Below are 22,584 nucleotides of genomic sequence, written 5' to 3' on the forward strand. Positions count from 1 at the left end.
ACGACATTATGATTACAGTTTTAACACGGTTTTAACATTTATTAAATAAATATTAAACACCATATTAATTTAATTTTAACAAAAACGCACATTGATTTGGTTAACAACAGGTTAAAATAATTAAGGATTATTAATACAAAAGATTAAGTTTATTTCTATAATTTTATTGTCTTTTCGTGATAAAATATGAATTTTCTTTTATTCATGATGATTTTAAAAGATTAATTTTTTAAGCTAAAATTTAACCATTTCACAAGAAAAAGCCCATCCCAATAAAGAGACAGGCTGTAAAAGTTATATTAATAAAGGAATTATTTATTCTTCAGCTGATCCGGAATGTTGGTTGTGATAAATCCAATTCCCTGAGCTTTTAATTCGTCTGAAATGGCAACATCATTTACTGTCCATGCATTTGTGATCAATCCTAAAGCTTTTGCATCTGCAATCCAAGTTGGGTTTTTCTGGAAAATGCTGTAGTGATAATCGATTCCGTCTAATCCTTCATCTTTGATCTGCTGTGGAGACAATTCACCTTTCAGATATTGAACTTTGAAAGTTGGTTCTAGTTTTTTAATTTCCTTACAAATATTTAAGCTGAAAGAAATAAAATCACATTGAGATCCAAGTTTCATATCCTTGATCATTTTGATTGTCTTTGCCGTAAGTTCATCTTCTTTTTCCTTTGTTTTATCAGGCTTTATTTCAACAACCAGTTTTAATGATTGATCTTTTTTTCCTTGCTTCAAATAATCTTTTAATGTAGGAAAGTTTTCACCGTTGGATAATTTTACTTTTTCCAGTTCTTTAAAATCTGTTTCAGAAATTTCCATTTTTGCGTGATGTTCGTCGTGATTTATTACCAAAACACCATCTTTAGTCATTCTCACATCGAATTCCGCTCCATAAATCTTCGAATTCTGTGCATTTTCCAACGATTTTAAAGAATTTTCCGTCGTAGGTGGCTGCGTCTGCCAATAACCTCTGTGCGCGACAATCTGGGTTTGTGCCTTCATTACTACTGTGCTTAAAACTGCGAACCCTAAGATAAAATTTTTCATAATATAAATTAGATATTTAAATCAAAAGTCTTTCGACTTTTAGATAAAGGTAATATTTTATTGTTAAAAAGAATATTTTGCTCCAATCTGAATCTGATAAGGATTTCCTGTTAACGGCTCCAATCCGCTTGTGTTTAAGCTATATTTAAGCTGTTTCGTAACCTGATCGAATCCGGTAATTCTGTAAAGCGACATGTTGCTGTACGATTTATTAACACCCCATTCTTTATTAAGCAAATTCGCCACGTTGAAAATATCAACAGAAAATTCGAATGCCCCAATTTTTTCAAACTTGATCTTTTTTGCTACACGAACGTCCCAAACTCCATAGAATCCGTTCTTTCCGCCGTTTCTTTCTGCAATTTTATTGTTATAATCTGTGATGTAATTCTTTAAAGCCTGTCCTACATCCGGATTATCAATTAGAGTTTGTGTAAGATTCGGGAAAATATATGCTAAATCATTAGTATCAACAAAATCTCCGTTTACGTTTCCTCCCGCAGTCACAGAGAAACGTGTTCCTCCCATTCCCGCATATCTGATTCCTAAAGTAAATCCTGCAATGGTCGGTGAATTACCATAAATTACCACTTTATTTCTGAACTGATTATCAGAATATGACATTCTTAAATTTCTCGGATCACCTGAAACCAATGTAGACAATGTAGCAGAATTCGCTACGTTTCCGTTGTAAGAAGTGTTGTCTTTAATATCTGCCCAAGTGTAACTCGCTGTAATTTCTCCATCTCTCCAGTAACGGTAACTTGTATCTGCCACGAATGAGAACTGATTCACTTTTCCGTCACTTACCAACTCAAGAACTCTTCCGAAATTTTGGTTAATTCTTCCGTCTTTCCAGTTCATCGTTCCGTTTGCTGCAATGGTAGCTGCCGGAACATAAACTCCTCTTCCACCTTCATTATCCAATGTGAAATAAGGATTTGCCACCATATTTCTGTCGTAATAGAAGTAATTGTTTCTACCTAAAGCCATATATCCTGCCACTCCCGCTCTGAATCTCTCGTTGAAGAAGTGTGTATATGAAATATTTGCTTTGTAAACGATCGGAATTTTCGCATCTTTTCCTGTGTAATTGATTGTAGGAAGCTGATATTGAGACAGCGTAGGAACAGTTCCGTAATCATTTCTATAACTGTTAAAATCAGGAGTAAGACCAATTTGTGAAGGATTCACGTCAACTGTAGCCAAATGTCTTCCGTCAAATACCAAATTATTGATAATCATATAATTGTTGATATCTGAAGAGAAAATACCTGCTCCGAATTTCAAGAAATCTTTATTTCCTTCATTAATATTCCAATCAAACTGGAATCTTGGCTGAATGATGAATGATTTGATCTGATTATCCGTTCTGATTCCCATCTCATCATACAACTTTTGGTTGAATCCAGCTTTCGGATAACCTCCATAATCTAGTCTTAAACCAGCCATTAAATCAAGACCTTTTGCAATTTTAGTCTGAATCTGTCCGTAAACTCCTAAATTATAAATATTAGATTTCACTGAAGGATCATCCATCAAAGGAACTTCTCTGTAAAATCTGTAAGCGATAAGATTATTAAAATTAAATAAATTATCACCACCATTCACAGTAGGATTTTCTCTGAAATGGAATCTTCCGTTCACCTCACTTCCGTAGATAGATTTTGCCATCGTATACATTAAGTCGGCTCCGAAAGTATATTTAATTTTATCTGTATTGTAATATAAATTATCAACAACCTGGAAAACATTATTTCTAAAACTTTCCTGCCCGAAACGGTGACCACCGATCTGAATATTTGTTGCTTTACCAACTCCGTCAATCGTAGAAACAATATTCTCAACGATAGCTCTCGGAACAGCATGTCCCAATTCGTCGTTCTGATAACTGTCCTGTGCAGTGTAAAGATATTGAGCTTTTAATTCATTGGTCATGTTTGGCTTTAAGTTCGATCTTAAAGTCAATAATAAGCTGTTGTCTAAGTTTTTATCATTTCCGTAAGACTCAAATGCATTAATTGCCGTATTATCTACTAGTCCGTTTTTGTTTAAGTCGTAAGTAAAGTTATTTCTTAATGTCAATAAGTTTTTATCATTAATCTGCCAGTCTAAACGTAAAAATCCAGCATCAGAATTTCTTACTTTATCAAAGCTTCCGAATTGAGGTGTATTTCCAACTCCGTATTTTGCCCTTGCAATGTCTAAGAATTTATTTAAAGTAGCTGTTGTTGTATTGAATCTCAATTCATCTTCATGCGATTTGATATCAGCAATCTGCAATGGTCTAGAATCCAACTGATGATCCCAAGCCATGAAGAAATGTAGTTTATTTTTAATAATTGGTCCGCCTAAAGAGAAACCGAACTGAGAAGTTGAGAAATCATTATTAATTCTATTTCCTCTGATGTCATATTTGCTGGAAAGCCAGTTTGTTCTCAAATATTCCCATGCACTTCCTGAAAACTTGTTTGTTCCGGATTTTGTAACTGCACTTATCGTTCCACCGCCGCTTCTTCCCAATGTCACATCATATTGATTGGTAGTCACTTTAAATTCACGAACCGCTTCGATCGAAATGGAAAACGGAGCACCGCTTCGGCTTGTTGTAGCTCCCGCAGAAGTCGGATTTTTCGCGGTCATTCCATCAATTGTAAAGTTGGTAGAAGAACTTAACTGTCCTGAAATACTTCCGTTTTTACCACTTAATGGAGATAATTCCGCAAGATTGGCGAAGTTTCTTCCGTTTACCGGCAATATTCCAATATTTTTAGTCGTAATTGCTGTTGCAGCACCAAGGTTTCCGATTTTATTTTTCAGGTTTCCTACTACTACAACTTCTTCAATTGTTTTCTCACTTCCCAAAGCCAGATTTACCGTTACCTGATCTCCAAAATTCACAGAATATCCTTCTCTTTTTTCATCGTTTACGATTACTGTGTAAGGTCCGCCCAAAGGAATTTCTTTAAAAATATATTCACCTTTTGAATTGGTTTCAGTTTCGGTTTTAAAACCTGTCGATTCGTTTACGATCGTTACTTTCACTTTTTCCTGCGCCTGATTTCCGGCACCGGTTACTTTCCCCGTTATAGAAGCCTGAGTCGTCTGTGCATAAGCCAGTGTCCCAAAACTTAAGAATAATAACCCCAATACAATCTTTACTTTTTTCATATCTTCAAATTAGCTGTGCAAAGGTATCCTGTCTTTGGGAAGCGCTTGTTTAAGGGAGTTTTAACATTTTTTTAATTAAATGAAAATATTATGTTAAATAGATTTTAACATAATATTTATTCCTTACAGAACCAGCCCGTTGGAATATGTTACGAGATTTTAATTTTCTCAGAATATTTATTTCTCTTATTTTTTTAAAATGAAATTACTTTAGTTATTTTTGCTCAAAAGATAGAAACCCAATGTCCGAAAACATTCAACATAAAATAGAACACCTTCGTAAAGAACTTCATCAGCACAACGAAAATTATTATCTTCTTGATACTCCGACGATTTCAGATTTTGATTTTGATATGTTGCTGGAAGAACTTCGTGATCTGGAAGCAAAACATCCCGAATTTTACGATGAAAACTCTCCTACTGTACGTGTCGGCGGAGGAATTACAAAGGTTTTCCCTACTGTTCAGCACAAATTCAGAATGTATTCTCTGGATAATTCTTACGATTTTGATGATCTTGAAGACTGGGAAAAAAGAATCATTAAAACCATTGATGAGCCTGTAGAATTTGTTGCAGAGTTAAAATATGACGGTGCTTCGATTTCTATTTTGTATGAAAACGGAAAACTGGTTCAGGCTGTAACTCGTGGAGACGGTTTTCAGGGTGATGAAATTACAGCGAATGTTCGTACGATCTCTGATATTCCATTAAAATTGAAAGGTGATTTTCCTGAACATTTTTTCATGCGTGGAGAAATTTATTTAACGAGAAAAAATTTCGATAAAATTAATAAACTTCGTGAAGAAGAAGGTCTTGATCCATTCATGAATCCAAGAAATACAGCGAGTGGAAGTCTGAAAATGCAGGACAGCGGTGAAGTGAGAAAACGTGGACTTTCATCGGTTTTATATCAGTTTATTTCAGAGGAAATTCCTGCAGAATCGCATTGGGAATTGCTTCAAAAAGCTCAAAGCTGGGGTTTCAAAACGTCTCAACAGGCGAAATTGTGTACGACTTTGGATGAGGTAAAAGAATTTATTAATTTCTGGGATATTGAAAGACATAATTTACCTTTCGAAATTGATGGTATTGTTTTAAAAGTCAATTCATTAAAACAACAAAGACAACTTGGATATACGGCAAAATCCCCACGTTGGGCAATGGCTTATAAATTCAAAGCTGAAAAAGTTGAAACTCAATTAGAAAAAGTGACTTATCAGGTTGGAAGAACTGGGGCAATTACTCCTGTTGCCAATCTGAAACCTGTTTTATTAGCCGGAACGATCGTAAAAAGAGCTTCTCTGCATAATGAAGATATTATTAAAAAACTCGATTTGCATGAAAGCGATTTCGTTTATGTAGAAAAAGGTGGTGAAATTATCCCGAAAATCGTCGGCGTAAATACTGAAAAAAGGACTGACGAAAGCAAAGAAATCGAATACATCAAACATTGTCCTGAATGCGGAACTGAGCTTGTAAAAGTTGAAGATCAGGCAATCCATTTTTGTCCAAATGACCTGCATTGTCCACCACAAGTTGTGGGAAGAATGATTCATTATGTTTCGAGAAAAGCTTTGAATATTGATAATCTTGGAAGCGAAACAATTGAACAGCTTTATAGAGAAAGATTAATCGAAAATCCTGCTGATTTTTATGTTTTAACAAAAGAACAGCTTCTTCCGTTGGAAAGAATGGCGGAAAAATCTGCACAGAATATCATCTCAGGAATTGAAAAATCCAAAGAAATTCCGTTTGAAAAAGTATTGTATGGAATTGGAATAAAACATGTAGGAGAAACGGTTGCGAAGAAATTAGTTAAAAATTTCCCGACGATTGAAGAATTAAAAAATATAACCGTGGAAGAACTTTGTCAGGTTGAAGATATAGGAACTAAAATCGCAATAAGCATCGTTGAGTTCTTTGCTAATTCTGAAAATATTTTAATGATCGAAAGGTTAAAATCTTACGGAGTTCAGTTGGAAAAAGGAGAAAGTACAAACGAAGTTTTATCCAATGTTTTAGAAGGGAAAACATTTCTTTTTACCGGAAAATTGTCTTTATTCACAAGAGAAGCTGCAGAAGAAATGGTAGAAAAACACGGTGGAAAAAATATTTCGGCAGTATCAAAAAACCTTAATTTCCTTGTTGTAGGCGAAAAAGCCGGAAGCAAACTGAAAAAAGCTCAGGACATCGGAACTATTGAAATTCTCGATGAACAGCAGTTTTTGGATTTGGTTGAAAAGCAATAAAATTCTGAAAATATTTAACATAATAAGCCATTGAGATTTACTTTCAATGGCTTATTTTTGCCTTTTACTAAAAAGTAACGACTAACTAATAATACATGAAAAAAATCTATTTAATCATTTGTGTGATGATGTGTGCTGTGTTTCAGGCACAGACTTTAAATGTCGATGCATACCTGAAAACAAAATTGTTTACTTACGGAGCAACAAGTGATTCTAACGGAAACTTTATTACTCTGGATACAAATAATGATGGACAGATTCAACTATCGGAAGCTTCGCTGGTTTATAAAATAAATCTATCTGATCTTTCAAATGCTATTACAAGTTTATCAGTACTTACTGAATTTCCAAATTTAACTGAGCTAAAATTAACAAGTCCTAATATATCCTCTAATCTGCTTTTCAGTAATTATACTAATCTTCAAAAATTAATTTTTTCAGGTGGAACAGTAGGTAACGTAACGATTGAAAACTGCAATGCTCTAAATATCGCACAACTTGGAGCTCCAGGAAACATTATAAATATACAAAACACCTCAGTACAGGAAGTTTCTGTTTCTAATATTAATGGGTTCAATATTTCTACAGTTCCCAATCTTAAAAAACTATCGGTAGGGAGTTCAACGATGACCTCCTTAAATTTAAGTAATCTCCCTGCACTAGAAGAGGTAAATGTTAGTCAAAACCAACTTCTAACAAATATCAATTTTGCAGGAGATACAGCTTTAAAAAAACTAGAATTATATCGTAATAAACTAAACAGCCTTTCAATTCCTAATCCTTCTCTGGTAAACTATTTAAGTATAAGTTTCAATCTTTTCCAGACTTTTGACGCAACTCCTTATACTGGATTGGGAATGTTTCTTGCGAACGACAACCAAATCACAAGTTTGGACTTTAGTTCAAGCCCTCTGATTGGAGTGCTTTATATTTATAATAATAACCTTACTACATTAACACTTCACAATAACCCTATTTTAAGTTATTTGTATGCCAATGATAATCATATAACTAATATTGCATTTGATCAGGCAAAAGGCTTAAAAGGTATCCAGGTAATGAATAATTCGCTTACGAATATTGATTTATCAAAGCAGACTATTCTAGATATTGCTGATCTTGATAATAATCTTAATCTACAGACTCTAAATCTCAAAAATGGAAAACATAATTATCTTGGCATTGGTTTTTCAAATACACCACAACTACAATATGTATGTACTGATCCTATAGAAACCAGCTATATTATGTCGCAGTTGGCGTCTTACAATCAACCCAATACTGTCGCAAATTCTTATTGTTCTTTTACACCAGGAGGTTCTTCTTATTTTACGCTTCAGGGTAAGACAAGATATGATATGAATGCAAACGGATGTGATATTAATGATGTAGTAAAACCTTTTCAAAAATTCAACATTTTAGGGCAAAATATTACAATTTCAGATGCATTCGGATCTTATTCCTTCCCTCTGATATACGGAACGAACACTATCTCTCCGATGTTGGAAAATCCTTCTTATTTTAACATTACACCACCTTCATTTACGACCAATTTCCCAACACAGGTAAGTCCTTATACGCAGAACTTTTGTTTAACGGCAAACGGAACTCATAATGATCTGGAAGTCGTGATTCTTCCTATAACTATTGCACAACCAGGATCTGATGCTAAATATAAAATTCTGTATAAAAATAAAGGAACTACAACACAGTCTGGAGTATTGTCATTCAATTATAATGATGATGTTATGAATTTTGTAAATTCATCGTTAGCTCCAAACTCACAATCAACTGGAATTTTGAACTGGAATTTCAGCAATATACTTCCCTTTGAAACTAGAGAAATTAATTTTACTTTTAATTTAAATACTCCTACTCAGACTCCTCCACTGAACAACAGCAGTATTCTTCATTACAATGCGCAAATAAACGGTGCTACAGATGACACTCCGCTAGATAATATATTTACATTAAACCAAGCTGTAGTCAATTCTTACGATCCTAATGATAAAACGTGTCTGGAAGGAGCTTCCATTACACAGGCAAAAGTGGGAGACTATGTTCATTATCTGATCCGATTTGAAAATACAGGAACTGCAAACGCCCAAAACATAGTGATAAAGGATGATATTGATGGGACTAAATTTGATACTTCAAGTTTAATTGCTTTAGGAGCAAGTCATAATTTTGTAACAAAAATTTCAGCAAATACAGTAGAATTTATTTTTGAAAACATACAACTTCCTTACACAACAGGTAATAATGGCGGATATATTTCATTCAAAATCAAAACAAAATCCACATTAAACGTTGGAGACAGTTTTAGCAACAAAGCAGGAATTTATTTTGATTATAATGCTCCAATTATTACAAATAATTACACAACAACCGTTCAAAATGTACTAGCAACGTCTGAGATCAACAAAGAAAACAAAACGATTTCTATTTATCCTAATCCGGTAAAAGATGTTTTAAATATTCAATTTAAAAACGAAATTGTAAAAGCTGAAATCTACGATGCAACAGGAAGAATTTTAATATCAACTTCAGTAAAAGGAAATTCCATTAATGTTTCTGAACTTACAAAAGGAAATTATATTCTCAAATTATCTACAAAAGATAAAACTTTCACTCAGAAGTTTATTAAAAATTAACTTCAATGAAATATAAATTAAAGACTGTCTTTTTAGGCAGTCTTTTTTATTTCAACTATGTTCAAAAACGTACAAAGCATCAGAAATTTCTCTTGCAAATCGTTGATCTTTATTTTCATAATGATAAAATCCGGCTTCAAGATGTTTTGCATTTTCTTTAATCCATTTTAAAAATTTATCATCATCTATTTCATTAAAATCTTTAAACTCATCATTTTCATTGATAAAATCCTGATAATAATATTTAAGAAAATCAACGTAAACTACAAAGTTATTTTGGGTAATATCAATTTTCCAAATCTGTAATAATTTGTCAATATTTTTGGTCAGTTTATAAATTCCATAAAACAAATCTTTATCAAAATAAGACTGTCTTTCCAGAAAATATTTCCACCATTCAAAAAGGAAAATCTTAATTGCTTCCTGTTCTTCCGACTCCCAATTTTTCCAACTTCCATATTCTAATTTTCCAAAAATCACAAACGTAGAAACTCCTAAATTATCATCTACTAAAAGTTCCAATATTCTTGGTAAAAAATGCTTAAAATCATTCACATTACCAAAAGTTGTCAGTGCTTTGAAAGCATATCGCGAAAGATCTTCTTCCTGCAAATCTCTCAACTCCTTACTATGTATTTTTTCTTTATCTCGGTCTGAAACACAACATGGGCAGCCAACAATTTTGGAGCTTATTTCATATTGAGAAAATGTCGAGTACAGGTTTTCAATTGATTTTTCAAGATTTTCAGGAATCATTTTCAAATTTTATTTATAAACACAATTTACTTCATTTGGCTTTACATCAAAAGAATTATTGTAATTTTATTCAAAGAAGTTTAAAATTTTAAAGATGGAATTTTTAAAGGATCATTACGTCATTGAAAATGAATTATTACTGATATTTATTTCTGTAATTCTTGGCATTATGATTGGCACAGAACGCGAATACAGAAACAAATCCGCAGGGTTGCGTACGTTTATTTTGGTGTGCTTCGGATCTTGTTTATTTACGATTCTTTCCATTAAAATCGGAGTAGGAAATCCCGATCGTTTAGCTGCAAATATTATTACAGGAATCGGATTTTTAGGAGCAGGAGTTATTTTCAAAGGAGATAATAAAATCGACGGAATTACTACTGCAACCACAATCTGGGCAACAGCTTCTATCGGAATGGCAGTCGGCTCGGGATATTTTTATATTGCACTTTTAGGAACTGTCTTAATTTTGCTGGTTCTGAATACGCTTACTTATTTTGAAAGATTTATTGACAGAAAACACAAAATCAGGGAATATAAGATCGCTGTAGTAAATTATCACGACATTAAACATTGTGAAGATCTTTTTAAAATAAATCATCTAAAATTCCTTCTTTCAAAACAACAATATACACAAGGAAATCTCGCTACAACATGGATTATTACAGGAAATAATATTAATCATGAGTCGTTGATGAAAAGTCTTATGGAAGATGAAAAAATCATTGCTTATCAGTTTTAAAATATAAATTAAGCCGTGAAAAAATGATGGATTATAAATGATGGATTATAATTAAAAAGAGAATATTAAAATCATAATCAATTAAAAATCAAATAAGAACACAAATATTTTCATTTATAATTCATAACCCTTAATTCATAACTCAAATTTCCCTTTTTCTTTGTAAATTCGGCAAAATTTTGATTATGACAAAAAAGATACTTTTATCTGTATTTCTTTTGCCGGCTGTAATGACGTTTGCACAGCAATACGGTGGAATGTGGATTCCGACAGAGCTTAATGAAAAGGAAATGAAAGACTTAGGGTTGAAAATCTCTGCTAAAGACATTTTCAACCCTCAAAAAGCAAGTATAAAGGATGCTGTTGTACAGTTCAATGGAGGTTGTACTGCAGAAATTATCTCTCCAAAAGGTTTATTGTTAACGAATCACCACTGTGGTTTCGGACAAATTCAAGCGCATTCAACGGTTCAGAACGACCTTTTATCGAATGGTTTCTGGGCAAAAAATACGGAAGGAGAACTTCCGAATCCGGGTGTGACTGTAGATTTTATTGTTGATATTAAAGAAGTTTCCAATCAGATTTTAGAAGGAACAGACAATCTTACAGAACCTGAACTTTCGAAACAAATTGCAAAAAATATTGAGATCTATAAAAATTCTCAAAAAATTGAACCTTATCAGTCAATTTCTGTAAAATCAATGTATTACGGAAATAAATTCTATGCTTACACGATCGAAACTTACAAAGACATTCGTTTGGTAGGTGCACCGCCGCAAAGCATCGGAAAATTCGGGTCTGATACGGATAACTGGGTTTGGCCAAGACATACGGGAGATTTCTCGATGTTTAGAATTTATGCAGGAAAAGACAACAAACCTGCAGAATATTCAAAGGACAATATTCCTTACGTTCCGAAACATTTTCTTCCGGTTTCTATCAAAGATAAAAATGAAAATGACTTCACTTTCGTTTTTGGATTCCCTGGAAGAACAACGGAATATCTTCCTGCAATCGCTGTTGAAAAGATCATGAAAGAGATTGATCCTGCGAGAATTGCGGTAAGAGATGTTGCTTTGAAAACATTAGACGAAAAAATGCGTACCGATGATGCAACACGTATCCAGTATTCTGCAAAATACGCTTCTGTAGCCAACTACTGGAAAAAATGGATCGGCGAAGTGGAAGGTTTGAAAAAATCAAACGCGGTAGAGAAAAAAGTAATGTACGAAGGTTCTTTAGTTGCTAAAAATCATGAGGTTAAAACAACTTTAGATCAATTAAACAAACTTTACAATGATCAAGCTCCATTTGCTTTAAATAATGCTTATTATTCTGAAACGTTAAGAAATGCTGAAACGTTGATGTTGGCAAATCTTTATTACAACTACATTACTTCTGTGGAAGCAGGAAGAATGGACGATAAAGGTACGACCGCTTTCAAAAGCAGACTGACTTCTTTCTACAAAGATTACAACGCAGAACTGGACGCAAAAGTAACTGCAAAATTATTGGCTTTATATTCAAACAAAACAGCTGCACAGTTTTTACCTGCAGGATTTGAAAAGTATAAAAACGAGGCTCAGAATATTCAGTCTATTGAAGAAATTTCCAAAAACTCGATCATTACGGGAAGAACTGAAGTGAATAGTGCTTCTTTAAGCAAAGACATCGAAAAAGCTTTCTCTAATCAGGATAAATTGATCAAAACATTGAAAAAGGATCCTGTTTATCAGCTTTTCGTTTCAATGAGAGACACTTATACAACAAAAGCTGATCCTCAATTTACTTCTTTACAGACAAAAATTGATGCACTTCAGAAAACTTTCATGGCTCAGCAAATGGCAACGGATAAAGACAGAAAATTCTTCCCGGATGCGAATTCTACGCTTCGTGTAACATATGGAAAAGTAAAAGGTTCTTCACCGAGAGACGCTGTTTCTTACAATTATCAGACACATTTGGCGGGAGTTTTGGAAAAATATGTTCCGGGAGATTACGAGTTTGATGTTCCAAAAAAGCTGATTGATCTTTATAACAAAAAAGATTTTGGAAACTATAAAGATAAAACGGGTGATGTTCCTGTAGGATTCACTGCAACGAACCACACAACCGGAGGAAATTCAGGAAGTCCGGCTCTTGATGCGAACGGAAATCTTGTTGGATTAAACTTCGACAGACAATGGGAAGGAACGATGAGCGACATCAATTACGATCCTCGTTTTAGTAGAAATATCATGGTTGATACGAAATATATACTTTTCATCATTGATAAATATGCCGACTCGAAATGGCTGATTGATGAAATGAAAGTTGTGAAATAATTTTGGCTAAATAAATTTTAAAAGTCCCAGAAATTAATTTCCGGGACTTTTTTTATCTTTAAATTAAATATTTCTTAATGTCCGAAAATATCTTTCAGACTTACTTCTTTAAATGTTCCCATCTGATTGACAGCTTCCATATTCAGGTTTTCTTTTTTCCCTATAATGGCTGTGTTGAAACGGATCGGTTTAATTTCTGTCTGATAAAACTGTCTTAAATCATCAAACTTCAAACCTCCAATTTGTTGATAAATATCTTTCCTGAAATCATGATGAATATTTAATTTTTCTAATCTTAATTTATTAAAAAAGACATTTGTTCTTGTAATTCTGGTGGATGCAATTTGCTTTAAAGCTGCATTTTTAGCATTCTCAAACTGAGTTGGAACTTCAGGAAGTTCATCCATCAGTTCTGTCATTGTATCAACAGCAATCTGCAATTTATCCGGCTGAGTTCCGATATAAGTTGTGATATAATCAGGATGATTCAGTTCGGCATTTGCAGCGTAAGAAACATACGCAGAATAAGCCAGACTTTTACTCTCACGAATTTCCTGAAAAACAATTGAAGACAATCCTCTTCCGAAATATTCATTAAAAACATTGATTTTTCCAAAATTTTCCGGATTTACATCATGTCCTTTTCCTACCTTACTCATTTCCATCTGAACCATGTCGTAATCGGTAAAATATACATTTCCAACAGTTTCCGGTTCAGGATATTTCCTTGGCTCCTGAATTTGAAGGCTTTTATTCTGAACATAATTTCCGATATATTCTTTAAAATTTTCAAAATTTCTTCCATAGAAAAAAATCTGATAAGGATAGTTGAATAACTTCTTCATTTTGTCAGTGAAAACCTCAACATTTCCATTTTCAAGTTCTTCTTTGGAAATAATGTCTGTAAAACGGGAAAATTCACCTAATTTCGTGTAATTCGTCAAAGCCGTCATGATTCTGCCTTTGTCTTTCTTCATTGCAGCTCTGTTTTCAAGCACAGTTTCAACAAATTGCGTATAAATTTCCTGGTCAGGTTTCACATGATACATCCAATGTTGAAGCAATTCGATTCCCTTTTCAATATTTTCTTCCAATCCGCTTAAAGAAATGATAAGCTGATCATTGGCTGTTTTAAAGTCATTTGAAACCCCGATTTTAAAGAATTCTTTTTTAAGATCTTCAGGTGAAAATTTTTCCGTGCCCAAATATTGAAGAACCTGCGTGGAAATCCCCAAATCACGGTCATTATCACTTCCAAAAGGGAAAATGAAATGAATTTGGGCAATATCGTTGTATTTATTTTTAACGAAATTGAGCTTTTTATCTTTAATTAAATCTGTCTTAACTTCTTTCTGATAATCAATAAATTCCGGCTGAATATCTTCTGTTTTCTCGGCTAAAATTTCCTGTAAAAAATCAGATTGCGCTTCACGGTTGATTTTCACAGGAGTAATTCCCGGATTTTCAACGCGGATTAATTTATCATTTACACCTTTTTCTTTGTAAACAATTACATAATTATCTTTAAAAAATTCATTGGCAAAAGCAACAACATCATCTTTTGTAAATTCTGTATATTCCTCCATTTCATTAAGTTCCTGCTCCCAAGTTCTGCCTTTGATGTAAGTATCATAAAGATTAGTTGCCAATCCGTCTGCAGTTTCCAAAGCTTTCATTCTCTGAATTTTAAAGTCATTGATGATGGCAGGAAGCATCCAATCCGGAAAATCCCCTTTTTTCATCAATCCGATTTGTTCAAGAACTAAATCTTTTGCCTCATCCAATGTCTGTGCTTCTTTCGGAACAGCAACAATTGAAAAATATCCATATTGTTTCAAACCTACAGAATAAGCCTGCCCCCAAAGCATTTTCTGAGTTTGGTTAATATTTAAATCTATCAATCCTGCTTCTCCTCTGTTGCTCAAAATATTGGCAACAATATCCGCCAACATTGCTTCTTTTGTTCCATAACTTTCAGTTCTCCAAGCCAATTGAACTCTCGGTGTCGTCGGACTTTTCACTGTTCTTTTTACAATCTCAGTGATTGGTTTTTCAACAATTTGAGTTTTCTTTGGTAATTCTCTATAAGGAATTGTTCCAAAATATTGATCTACGAGCTGAATAGTTTCTTCAAAATCAAAATCTCCCACCAAAACCATTGCATAATTATTAGGAACATAATATTCATCAAAATACTTATGAATAGCCTTCATAGAAGGATTTTTCAGATGGTCAGGATTTCCTAAAGTTGTTTGCTGACCATTCGGATGTGTTGGAAAAAGAGCATCCATCAATTCATAATTCACCAATCGCGAATCATTATCCTGCGCTCTGTTGAATTCTTCGTAAACGGATTCCAATTCAGTATGGAAAAGTCTTAAAGCTAATTCAGAAAATCTTTCTTTCTCAATTTTAAGCCACTTTTCAAGCTCATTATTAGGAACATTATTTTTATAAACCGTTTCGTCGAACCAAGTGTGTGCATTTGTTCCCGTAGTTCCCAATGATGAAATTGCCTTATCATATTCATTGGCAATTGCAAACTGACTTGCTTCCTGAGAAACTTCATCTATTTTTTTATAGATTGCTTTCTTTTTTTCGGCGTCCTGTTCTGCTTTATGCTGTTCGTATAAATCTGAAATCTGGTTTAATAATTCACTTTCCTTTTCCCAGTTATGAGTTCCCAATTTTGAAGTTCCTTTAAACATCATATGTTCAAGATAATGCGCCAAACCTGTATTATCAGAAGGATCATTGTTACTTCCCGTTCTCACCGGAATGTAAGTCTGAATTCTCGGGGCATCAAAATTTTGGGCAAGAAAAACCTTTAAACCATTTTTTAAAGTGTAAATCCTTACTTTATTTTCGTCGTTGGAAATCGTGATATATTCGTGGTTATTTTTATCTGTATGAATCGTTTCGCTGTATTTTCTATCTATCATAAATAAATTCATTTTCATTCTTAAAGATAAGAATGTATACAAATGTAAGGAATCGAAAAAGAATCATATTATTTTATAAAAATTAAAATCTATCATTAACATTCGCTTTTTATATTTAAGTTTGCACTAAGTTTTCCAAAAAATACTACCATGTCAGGAAACATTCTGATCATCGATGATGAGATCAAGCTCCTAAAACTGTTAGGAATGATCCTTTCCCAAGAAAATTTTAACGTAAAAGAAGCTTCCACAGCACGTTCTGCAATGACGATGCTCGAACAATATGATTTTGATGTCGTTTTGAGTGATGTCCGGCTTCCCGATGCTTTTGGAGTTGATCTCGTGAAGTCTATCAAAGCAAAATATCCTCATCTGGAAATAATTTTAATGACCGCTTTCGGAAATATTACGGATGCAGTTCAGGCGATGAAAAACGGAGCTTATGATTATTTGGTGAAAGGTGATGATAACGAGAAAATTATTCCGTTGGTGTATAAAGCATTGGAAAAGTCAAAGGACAATAAATCTAAAATTCTTCAAAAAAGCTCTTATCAAAAGGGATTTGAAACCATTATCGGAACTTCGCCATTAATTCTTCAGGCTAAAAAATTAGCAGAAAAAGTTGCCTTAACTGATGCAACAGTACTTTTAACCGGAGAAACAGGAACAGGAAAAGAGGTGTTTGCGAATGCCATTCATGAAGGAAGTGACAGAAAGAAAAATAATTTTGTTGCCATCAATTGTTCTGCATTCAGCAAAGAAATTCTGGAAAGCGAGCTTTTTGGGCACAAAGCAGGAGCGTTCACAGGAGCTATAAAAGACAAAAAAGGTCTGATTGAAGAAGCCAACGGCGGAACTTTATTTTTGGATGAAATCGGGGAAATGCCTATTGAGCTTCAGGCAAAATTACTTCGCGTTCTGGAAACGAAAGAATTCATCAAAATGGGTGAAACCAAAGTCTCAAAGTCCGATTTTAGGCTGATTGCCGCGACCAACAGAAATTTGGAAGACGAAATAAAACAGGGACATTTTCGGGAAGATCTCTATTTCAGGTTAAATGTTTTTGAAATCACCCTTCCTGCCCTTCGTGAAAGAAAAGATGATCTAAAAGCTTTGGCTAAAAATTTTGTTGATGTCTTTTCACAGAAACTTCATTTAACGGCAGTTCAGGTCGATCCGGAATACTATAAAGCATTAGAAAAAAACGACTGGAAAGGAAATATCCGTGAATTAAGAAATACCATCGAAAGAAGTCTGATCTTAATGAGCAATAATATTTTAGACGTTGAAAGTCTTCCGCATTATTCTGAAAAAAATTCTACAGAAAAGGATTCTTTAAGTATAAAATCTTTGGAGAAAGAACATATTTTAAAAGTCCTGCAATACACAAAAGGAAATAAAGCCGAAGCCGCAAGATTGCTGGAAATCGGTATAGCAACATTATACCGCAAATTGGAAGAGTATAATTTGAGATAAAAATTAATAAAATTGAACCATTAAGATTATTTAAGAAGTGAAGTTTAGTTAAGAAAATATTCTTTGAATATTTTTAAGCTTAAAGCGAAGCTCATCTTAATATTCTTAACTCCTTAAATAAATCTTAATGGTTTAAAAAACCTTATCATTTTAATAACGAGCCTATCATTTTGATAGGCTTTTTCGTTTTCTGGCACAATCTAAAATTCCTGTAACAAACTAATATAAAACGATTTAAACGAAATTTCATTTAAACGGATCTTTTTTTGGCATTATGGTTTTAGAATAAAATATTTTAAAAATGACAATTTCAAGAAAAACGTTCAAAAAACCGAAGCACTCCACATTGAGTATGCTCATGGTCTCATATGTGATTTTCACCATTCTAACATTAATCGCAACAACATGATCCTGCTTACTTTAATTGTATTGTGTGTTCTGATGTTTTTGTTGTTATACAAATCCGTTGAATTTTTTGACAAAATATAAAATTATGTGGAGCTTATTTTTCCTTTCGATACTCGCATTTGTGTACATCTGCTATGTTTTAATAAAACCTGAAAAATTTTAACCAATTACCATGAATACAGAAATTTTAGGCATCATAACGATGTTCGCAATCACCTTAGTAATTGGTATTTTCTTAGGAAAGTACATTGCTAATATTTATGGTTACAAAAAAACTTTTTTAGATAAAATTTTTCAGCCTATTGAAAATTTGATTTATAAAATTTCAGGTATCAATCCCAATAAACAAATGACCTGGAAACAGAATATGTTCGCCATGCTGACCATTAATCTGGTTTGGTTTATCATCGGATTTTTTATCTTATTAAATCAATCATGGCTTCCCTTAAATCCAGACGGAAATCAGAATATGTCGCCCGATTTGGCTTTTAATACAGCAATTTCTTTCTTGGTTAACTGTAACTTACAGCACTATTCGGGAGAAACGGGAGTCAGTTATTTGAGTCAGTTGTACTTAATGTTTTTGCAATTTGTAACAGCAGCAACCGGAATGGCTGCAATGGCGGTACTTTTCAAAGCATTTAAAGATAAAACGACTACAGAATTAGGGAATTTCTATGATTTTTTCACCAAATCAATGATCAGAATATTGATCCCGATCAGTATCGTGGTGGCTTTTATCCTTTCTGCCAACGGAACTCCGATGACATTCGAAGGAAAAGACCATATCACCACATTGGAAGGTCAAAAAGCTGATGTTTCCAGAGGTCCGGCTGCCGCTTTTGTGGCGATCAAACATTTAGGAACAAACGGTGGTGGATTTTTCGGGGCAAACTCGGCACACCCGCTTGAAAACCCGAATTATCTGACGAATATGACCGAAATGGTTACTCAAATGATCATTCCGTTTGCTTTGGTTTTTGCATTAGGATTTTATTTAAAGAAAAGAAAACTTTCATGGACAATTTTCACTGTCATGACCATTGGTTTTCTGGCATTGACCACTCCAACGATCATTAACGAAACACATGGAAATCCGTTGATTACCCAAATGGGAACCGACAATCATCTGGGAGCGATGGAAGGTAAAGAAATTCGGTTCGGAAGTGCTGCGTCAGCGTATTGGAGTATTGCAACGACCGTGATTTCAACAGGTTCTGTCAACGCCATGCATGACAGCATGATGCCACTTTCCGGGATGAATCAAATGTTGGCAATGATGATCAACTGTTTCTACGGAGGTTGTGGAGTCGGAATTTTAAACTACTTTATTTTTATCATTCTGGCTGTATTTATAAGTGGTCTGATGGTGGGAAGAACCCCGGAATTTATGGGTAAAAAGATTGAAGCTAAAGAAATGAAAATCGCGATGATCGTTGCTTTATTTCACCCTTTTTTAATCCTTGTTGGCACAGCTTTAACAGCCTATTTCCCTGAATTTGGAGCAAAAACATTGAACAATCCAGGCTTTCACGGATTCAGTGAAATCTTGTATGAATTTACTTCATCATCCGCCAATAACGGTTCAGGCTTCGAAGGATTGGGCGACAACACCCCTTGGTGGAATATCTCAACAGGAATTGTTTTGTTATTCTCAAGATTTATCCCAATCATCGGTCCGATCGCAATTGCAGGATGTTTAGCACAGAAAAAATATATCCCGGAAAGTTCAGGAACTTTAAAAACAGATACCGCAACCTTTGGATTTATGACTTTAGCTGTCATTCTTTTGATCGCTGCCCTGTCTTTCTTTCCTGCGCTTACTTTGGGACCGATAGCAGAACAAATTCAATCTTTTTCTAAATAATTAAAATATATAAATCATTGAAGAAATAGATGCTTCGACAAGCTCAGCATGACATCGCTAATACTATTCGGTTATTAATAGTGAATACTCGTAGTTGTTAAGACTTTTTTTAATGGTTTATATTCAAAATAACTTTTCAAAAAAATGAAAAATCAATCACAAACATTGTTTCAAAAAGATTTGGTTAACGAAGCGATTAAACAGTCTTTCGTTAAGCTGAATCCGAAAATCATGTTTAAAAATCCTGTCATGTTTCTGGTGGAAGTCGGAACAATCGTAATGTTTATTGTAAGCTTATTCAGCTTAACGGGAGACAAATCGCAGGGAAGTTTCATATATAATTTTTTAGTATTCATTATCTTATTTTTCACGGTTTTATTTGCCAACTTCGCCGAAGCCATCGCTGAAGCAAGAGGAAAAGCTCAGGCAGATACGTTAAGAAAAACGCGTGAAGAAACTCCGGCAAAATTAATCATAGAGAACAAACCCGGATTTCAGGTAGAAACTTCATTAAAAATGTCTGCCGAAATGAAACTCGGAGATATTTTTCTTTGTGAAACAGGCGACCAAATCCCGATGGACGGGGAAATTATCGAAGGTTTAGCAACGATCGATGAATCAGCAATTACCGGAGAAAGTGCACCCGTAATCAGAGAAGCGGGAGGTGACAAAAGCTCGGTAACAGGCGGTACAAAGGTACTTTCCGACAGAATAAAGGTGAAAGTCACCACTAAACCCGGAGAATCCTTCCTTGATAAAATGATTGCCCTTGTAGAAGGCGCTTCAAGACAAAAAACACCTAACGAAATCGCATTAACAATACTTCTAGCAGGGTTTACCCTCACTTTCATAATAGTTACAGTTACTTTAAAACCTTTTGCAGATTATTCGCAGACGCCGATCACCATTGCGGCATTTATATCACTTTTCGTTTGTCTGATACCCACAACGATTGGCGGTCTGCTTTCTGCAATCGGAATTGCCGGGATGGACAGAGCATTGAGAGCCAACGTTATCACCAAAAGCGGTAAAGCCGTTGAAACAGCAGGAGATATTGACGTTCTGCTTCTCGATAAAACAGGAACGATCACCATCGGAAACCGTAAAGCGACGCATTTTCATCCTTCAAATGGAATTCAGCTTGAAGAATTTATAAAAGCTTCGGCATTAAGTTCTGTTGCCGACGAAACTCCGGAAGGAAAATCAATTATAGAATTAAGCCAGTTAAAATCAGAAGATCTGCTTGTTCCTAACCCAGTTTACATTGATTTTACAGCTGAAACCAGAACCTCCGGAATTGATTTTGAAAATACAAGAATCCGAAAAGGAGCGTATGATACGATCAAGAAACTGACTGAAAAAGCCGGAAATATTTTTCCACCCGAAACTCAGGAAGCCACGACTAAAATTTCTGAAAACGGCGGAACTCCATTGGTAGTTTCCGTGAATGATAAAGTATGGGGAGTTATTGAGCTTCAGGATATTATCAAAACAGGAATTCAGGAACGTTTTCAACGATTGAGAAAAATGGGCGTGAAAACGGTGATGGTGACAGGTGATAATCCTTTAACTGCAAAATTTATCGCAGAAAAAGCTGGTGTAGACGATTTTATTGCAGAAGCCAAACCTGAAGATAAGATGAATTACATCAAAAAAGAACAACAGGAAGGAAAATTGGTTGCCATGATGGGTGACGGAACGAATGACGCTCCTGCCCTAGCTCAAGCCGATGTCGGTGTTGCCATGAACAGCGGAACTCAGGCAGCCAAAGAAGCCGGAAACATGGTCGATCTGGATAATGACCCAACAAAATTGATTGAAATCGTAGAAATCGGAAAACAGTTATTAATGACTCGTGGAACGTTGACAACTTTCAGTATTGCGAATGACGTTGCTAAATATTTTGCCATTATCCCGGCGTTGTTTATCACGTTTATTCCTGCACTTCAAAAGTTGAATATCATGAATCTTCACAGTCCGGAATCGGCAATTTTATCGGCAATTATTTTCAATGCAGTGATTATTCCTTTCCTAATTCCATTGGCTTTGAAAGGCGTTGCTTACAAACCGATCGGTGCAAGTGCTTTGTTGAGAAGAAACCTTTTAATCTATGGTTTAGGTGGAGTTATCGTTCCATTTATTGGGATCAAGCTTATCGATTTATTTATCAGTCTATTCTTTTAAAATTTAATAAAAATGAAAAATCATATTCTATCAGCGTCAAGATTGACACTTGTTATGTTGGTTATCGTTGGAATTTATTTAGGAATTGTTTACGCAGGTTCTAAAATTTTACCGACACAGGGAAATGCAGAGATTATCAATTATAAAGGTCAAAAATTCTATGCCAATATCGGTCAGGATTTTAAGTCTTCTAAATATTTCCACAGTCGCCCATCTGCAGTGAATTATAATGCTGCAGGAAGCGCGGGAAGCAATAAAGGGCCAAGTAATGAAGAATATTTGCAGACGGTTCAGAAAAGAATTGACACTTTAAAAATGCAAAATCCGGAAATGGAAAATGTAAAAATCCCTGTAGAATTGGTCACTGCAAGCGGAAGCGGTCTTGATCCTGATATTTCTGAGGACGGTGCTTTATATCAAACAAAAAGAATTGCAAAAGTGAGAAACATTTCTGTGGAAAAAATTGAAAATCTGATTAAAAACCATACAGAAAAACCACTTTTTGGACCATCTAAAGTCAATGTTTTGAAATTAAATATTGCTTTGGATCAACTTCAATAATTTCTTTTGTCTTGAAACAAAAGAAACAAAAATTCAAGACTTGGATTTGTCGGCTAAAAATTATTTCTGTTCTCTAAAAATTCTAAAACTCGCACGAATTTAATATTTGTTCTTCGTTTCTAAATTCGTCTCGTGCTCAAACAGTAGAATTTTCTTAACGTTCACAGAATTAATTTTATTAACGCCTCCAAC

12 protein-coding genes are annotated in these 22,584 nt (G+C 34.2%); 8 read left to right on the forward strand and 4 right to left on the reverse strand.

Going from position 1 to position 22,584, the window contains the following annotated elements; all coding sequences use genetic code 11:
• Positions 1-311: 311 nt before the first annotated feature.
• Both ABD940_RS17670 and ABD940_RS17675 read right to left on the reverse strand, forming a co-directional pair.
• Positions 312-1,058 (reverse strand): glycerophosphodiester phosphodiesterase family protein, encoded by a 747-nt coding sequence (locus ABD940_RS17670; RefSeq protein ID WP_345206909.1) that lies wholly within the window; start codon positions 1,056-1,058, stop codon positions 312-314.
• A 63-nt stretch (positions 1,059-1,121) separates the two neighbouring features.
• Positions 1,122-4,229 carry a TonB-dependent receptor gene (locus tag ABD940_RS17675; protein WP_345206911.1) on the reverse strand — a complete coding sequence of 1,036 codons (3,108 nt, stop codon included), beginning with the start codon at positions 4,227-4,229 and terminating at the stop codon, positions 1,122-1,124.
• 242 nt (positions 4,230-4,471) lie between these two features.
• On the opposite strand from ABD940_RS17675, the gene ligA reads away from it, so the two are divergent.
• Positions 4,472-6,478: an NAD-dependent DNA ligase LigA gene (ligA, locus tag ABD940_RS17680; protein ID WP_345206913.1), complete on the forward strand. Its 2,007-nt coding sequence runs from the start codon at positions 4,472-4,474 to the stop codon at positions 6,476-6,478.
• A 95-nt stretch (positions 6,479-6,573) separates the two neighbouring features.
• On the forward strand, positions 6,574-9,132 hold the full coding sequence (locus ABD940_RS17685) for a DUF7619 domain-containing protein (protein ID WP_345206915.1): 2,559 nt from the start codon (positions 6,574-6,576) through the stop codon (positions 9,130-9,132).
• Positions 9,133-9,183: 51 nt separating this feature from the next.
• Here the strand turns inward: ABD940_RS17685 and ABD940_RS17690 are convergent, their stop codons facing one another.
• Positions 9,184-9,888: a hypothetical protein gene (locus ABD940_RS17690; RefSeq protein ID WP_345206917.1), complete on the reverse strand. Its 705-nt coding sequence runs from the start codon at positions 9,886-9,888 to the stop codon at positions 9,184-9,186.
• Positions 9,889-9,982: 94 nt separating this feature from the next.
• On the opposite strand from ABD940_RS17690, the gene ABD940_RS17695 reads away from it, so the two are divergent.
• Positions 9,983-10,630, forward strand: a complete 648-nt coding sequence (locus tag ABD940_RS17695) for an MgtC/SapB family protein (protein WP_345206919.1) — start codon at positions 9,983-9,985, stop codon at positions 10,628-10,630.
• A 185-nt stretch (positions 10,631-10,815) separates the two neighbouring features.
• On the forward strand, positions 10,816-12,954 hold the full coding sequence (locus ABD940_RS17700) for a S46 family peptidase (protein WP_345206921.1): 2,139 nt from the start codon (positions 10,816-10,818) through the stop codon (positions 12,952-12,954).
• Positions 12,955-13,028: 74 nt separating this feature from the next.
• Here ABD940_RS17700 and ABD940_RS17705 read toward each other — a convergent pair whose 3' ends face one another.
• Entirely contained in the window at positions 13,029-15,896 is a 2,868-nt protein-coding gene (locus ABD940_RS17705; protein WP_345206923.1) for a M16 family metallopeptidase, read from the reverse strand.
• A gap of 150 nt (positions 15,897-16,046) precedes the next feature.
• Here ABD940_RS17705 and ABD940_RS17710 point away from each other — a divergent pair, with 150 nt between their 5' ends.
• From ABD940_RS17710 to kdpC, 4 genes are all read left to right on the forward strand, one after another.
• Positions 16,047-17,372 (forward strand): sigma-54-dependent transcriptional regulator, encoded by a 1,326-nt coding sequence (locus ABD940_RS17710; protein WP_345206925.1) that lies wholly within the window; start codon positions 16,047-16,049, stop codon positions 17,370-17,372.
• A 580-nt stretch (positions 17,373-17,952) separates the two neighbouring features.
• Complete coding sequence (gene kdpA / locus ABD940_RS17715; RefSeq protein ID WP_345206927.1) at positions 17,953-19,647, forward strand: potassium-transporting ATPase subunit KdpA; 1,695 nt, start codon at positions 17,953-17,955, stop codon at positions 19,645-19,647.
• A 144-nt stretch (positions 19,648-19,791) separates the two neighbouring features.
• Positions 19,792-21,831 (forward strand): potassium-transporting ATPase subunit KdpB, encoded by a 2,040-nt coding sequence (gene kdpB, locus ABD940_RS17720; RefSeq protein WP_345206929.1) that lies wholly within the window; start codon positions 19,792-19,794, stop codon positions 21,829-21,831.
• Between the two features lie 12 nt (positions 21,832-21,843).
• Positions 21,844-22,392: a K(+)-transporting ATPase subunit C gene (gene kdpC / locus ABD940_RS17725; RefSeq protein WP_345206931.1), complete on the forward strand. Its 549-nt coding sequence runs from the start codon at positions 21,844-21,846 to the stop codon at positions 22,390-22,392.
• Positions 22,393-22,584: the final 192 nt, after the last annotated feature.

The sequence above is a fragment of the Chryseobacterium ginsengisoli genome (assembly GCF_039542325.1).
Taxonomy (GTDB): domain Bacteria; phylum Bacteroidota; class Bacteroidia; order Flavobacteriales; family Weeksellaceae; genus Chryseobacterium; species Chryseobacterium ginsengisoli.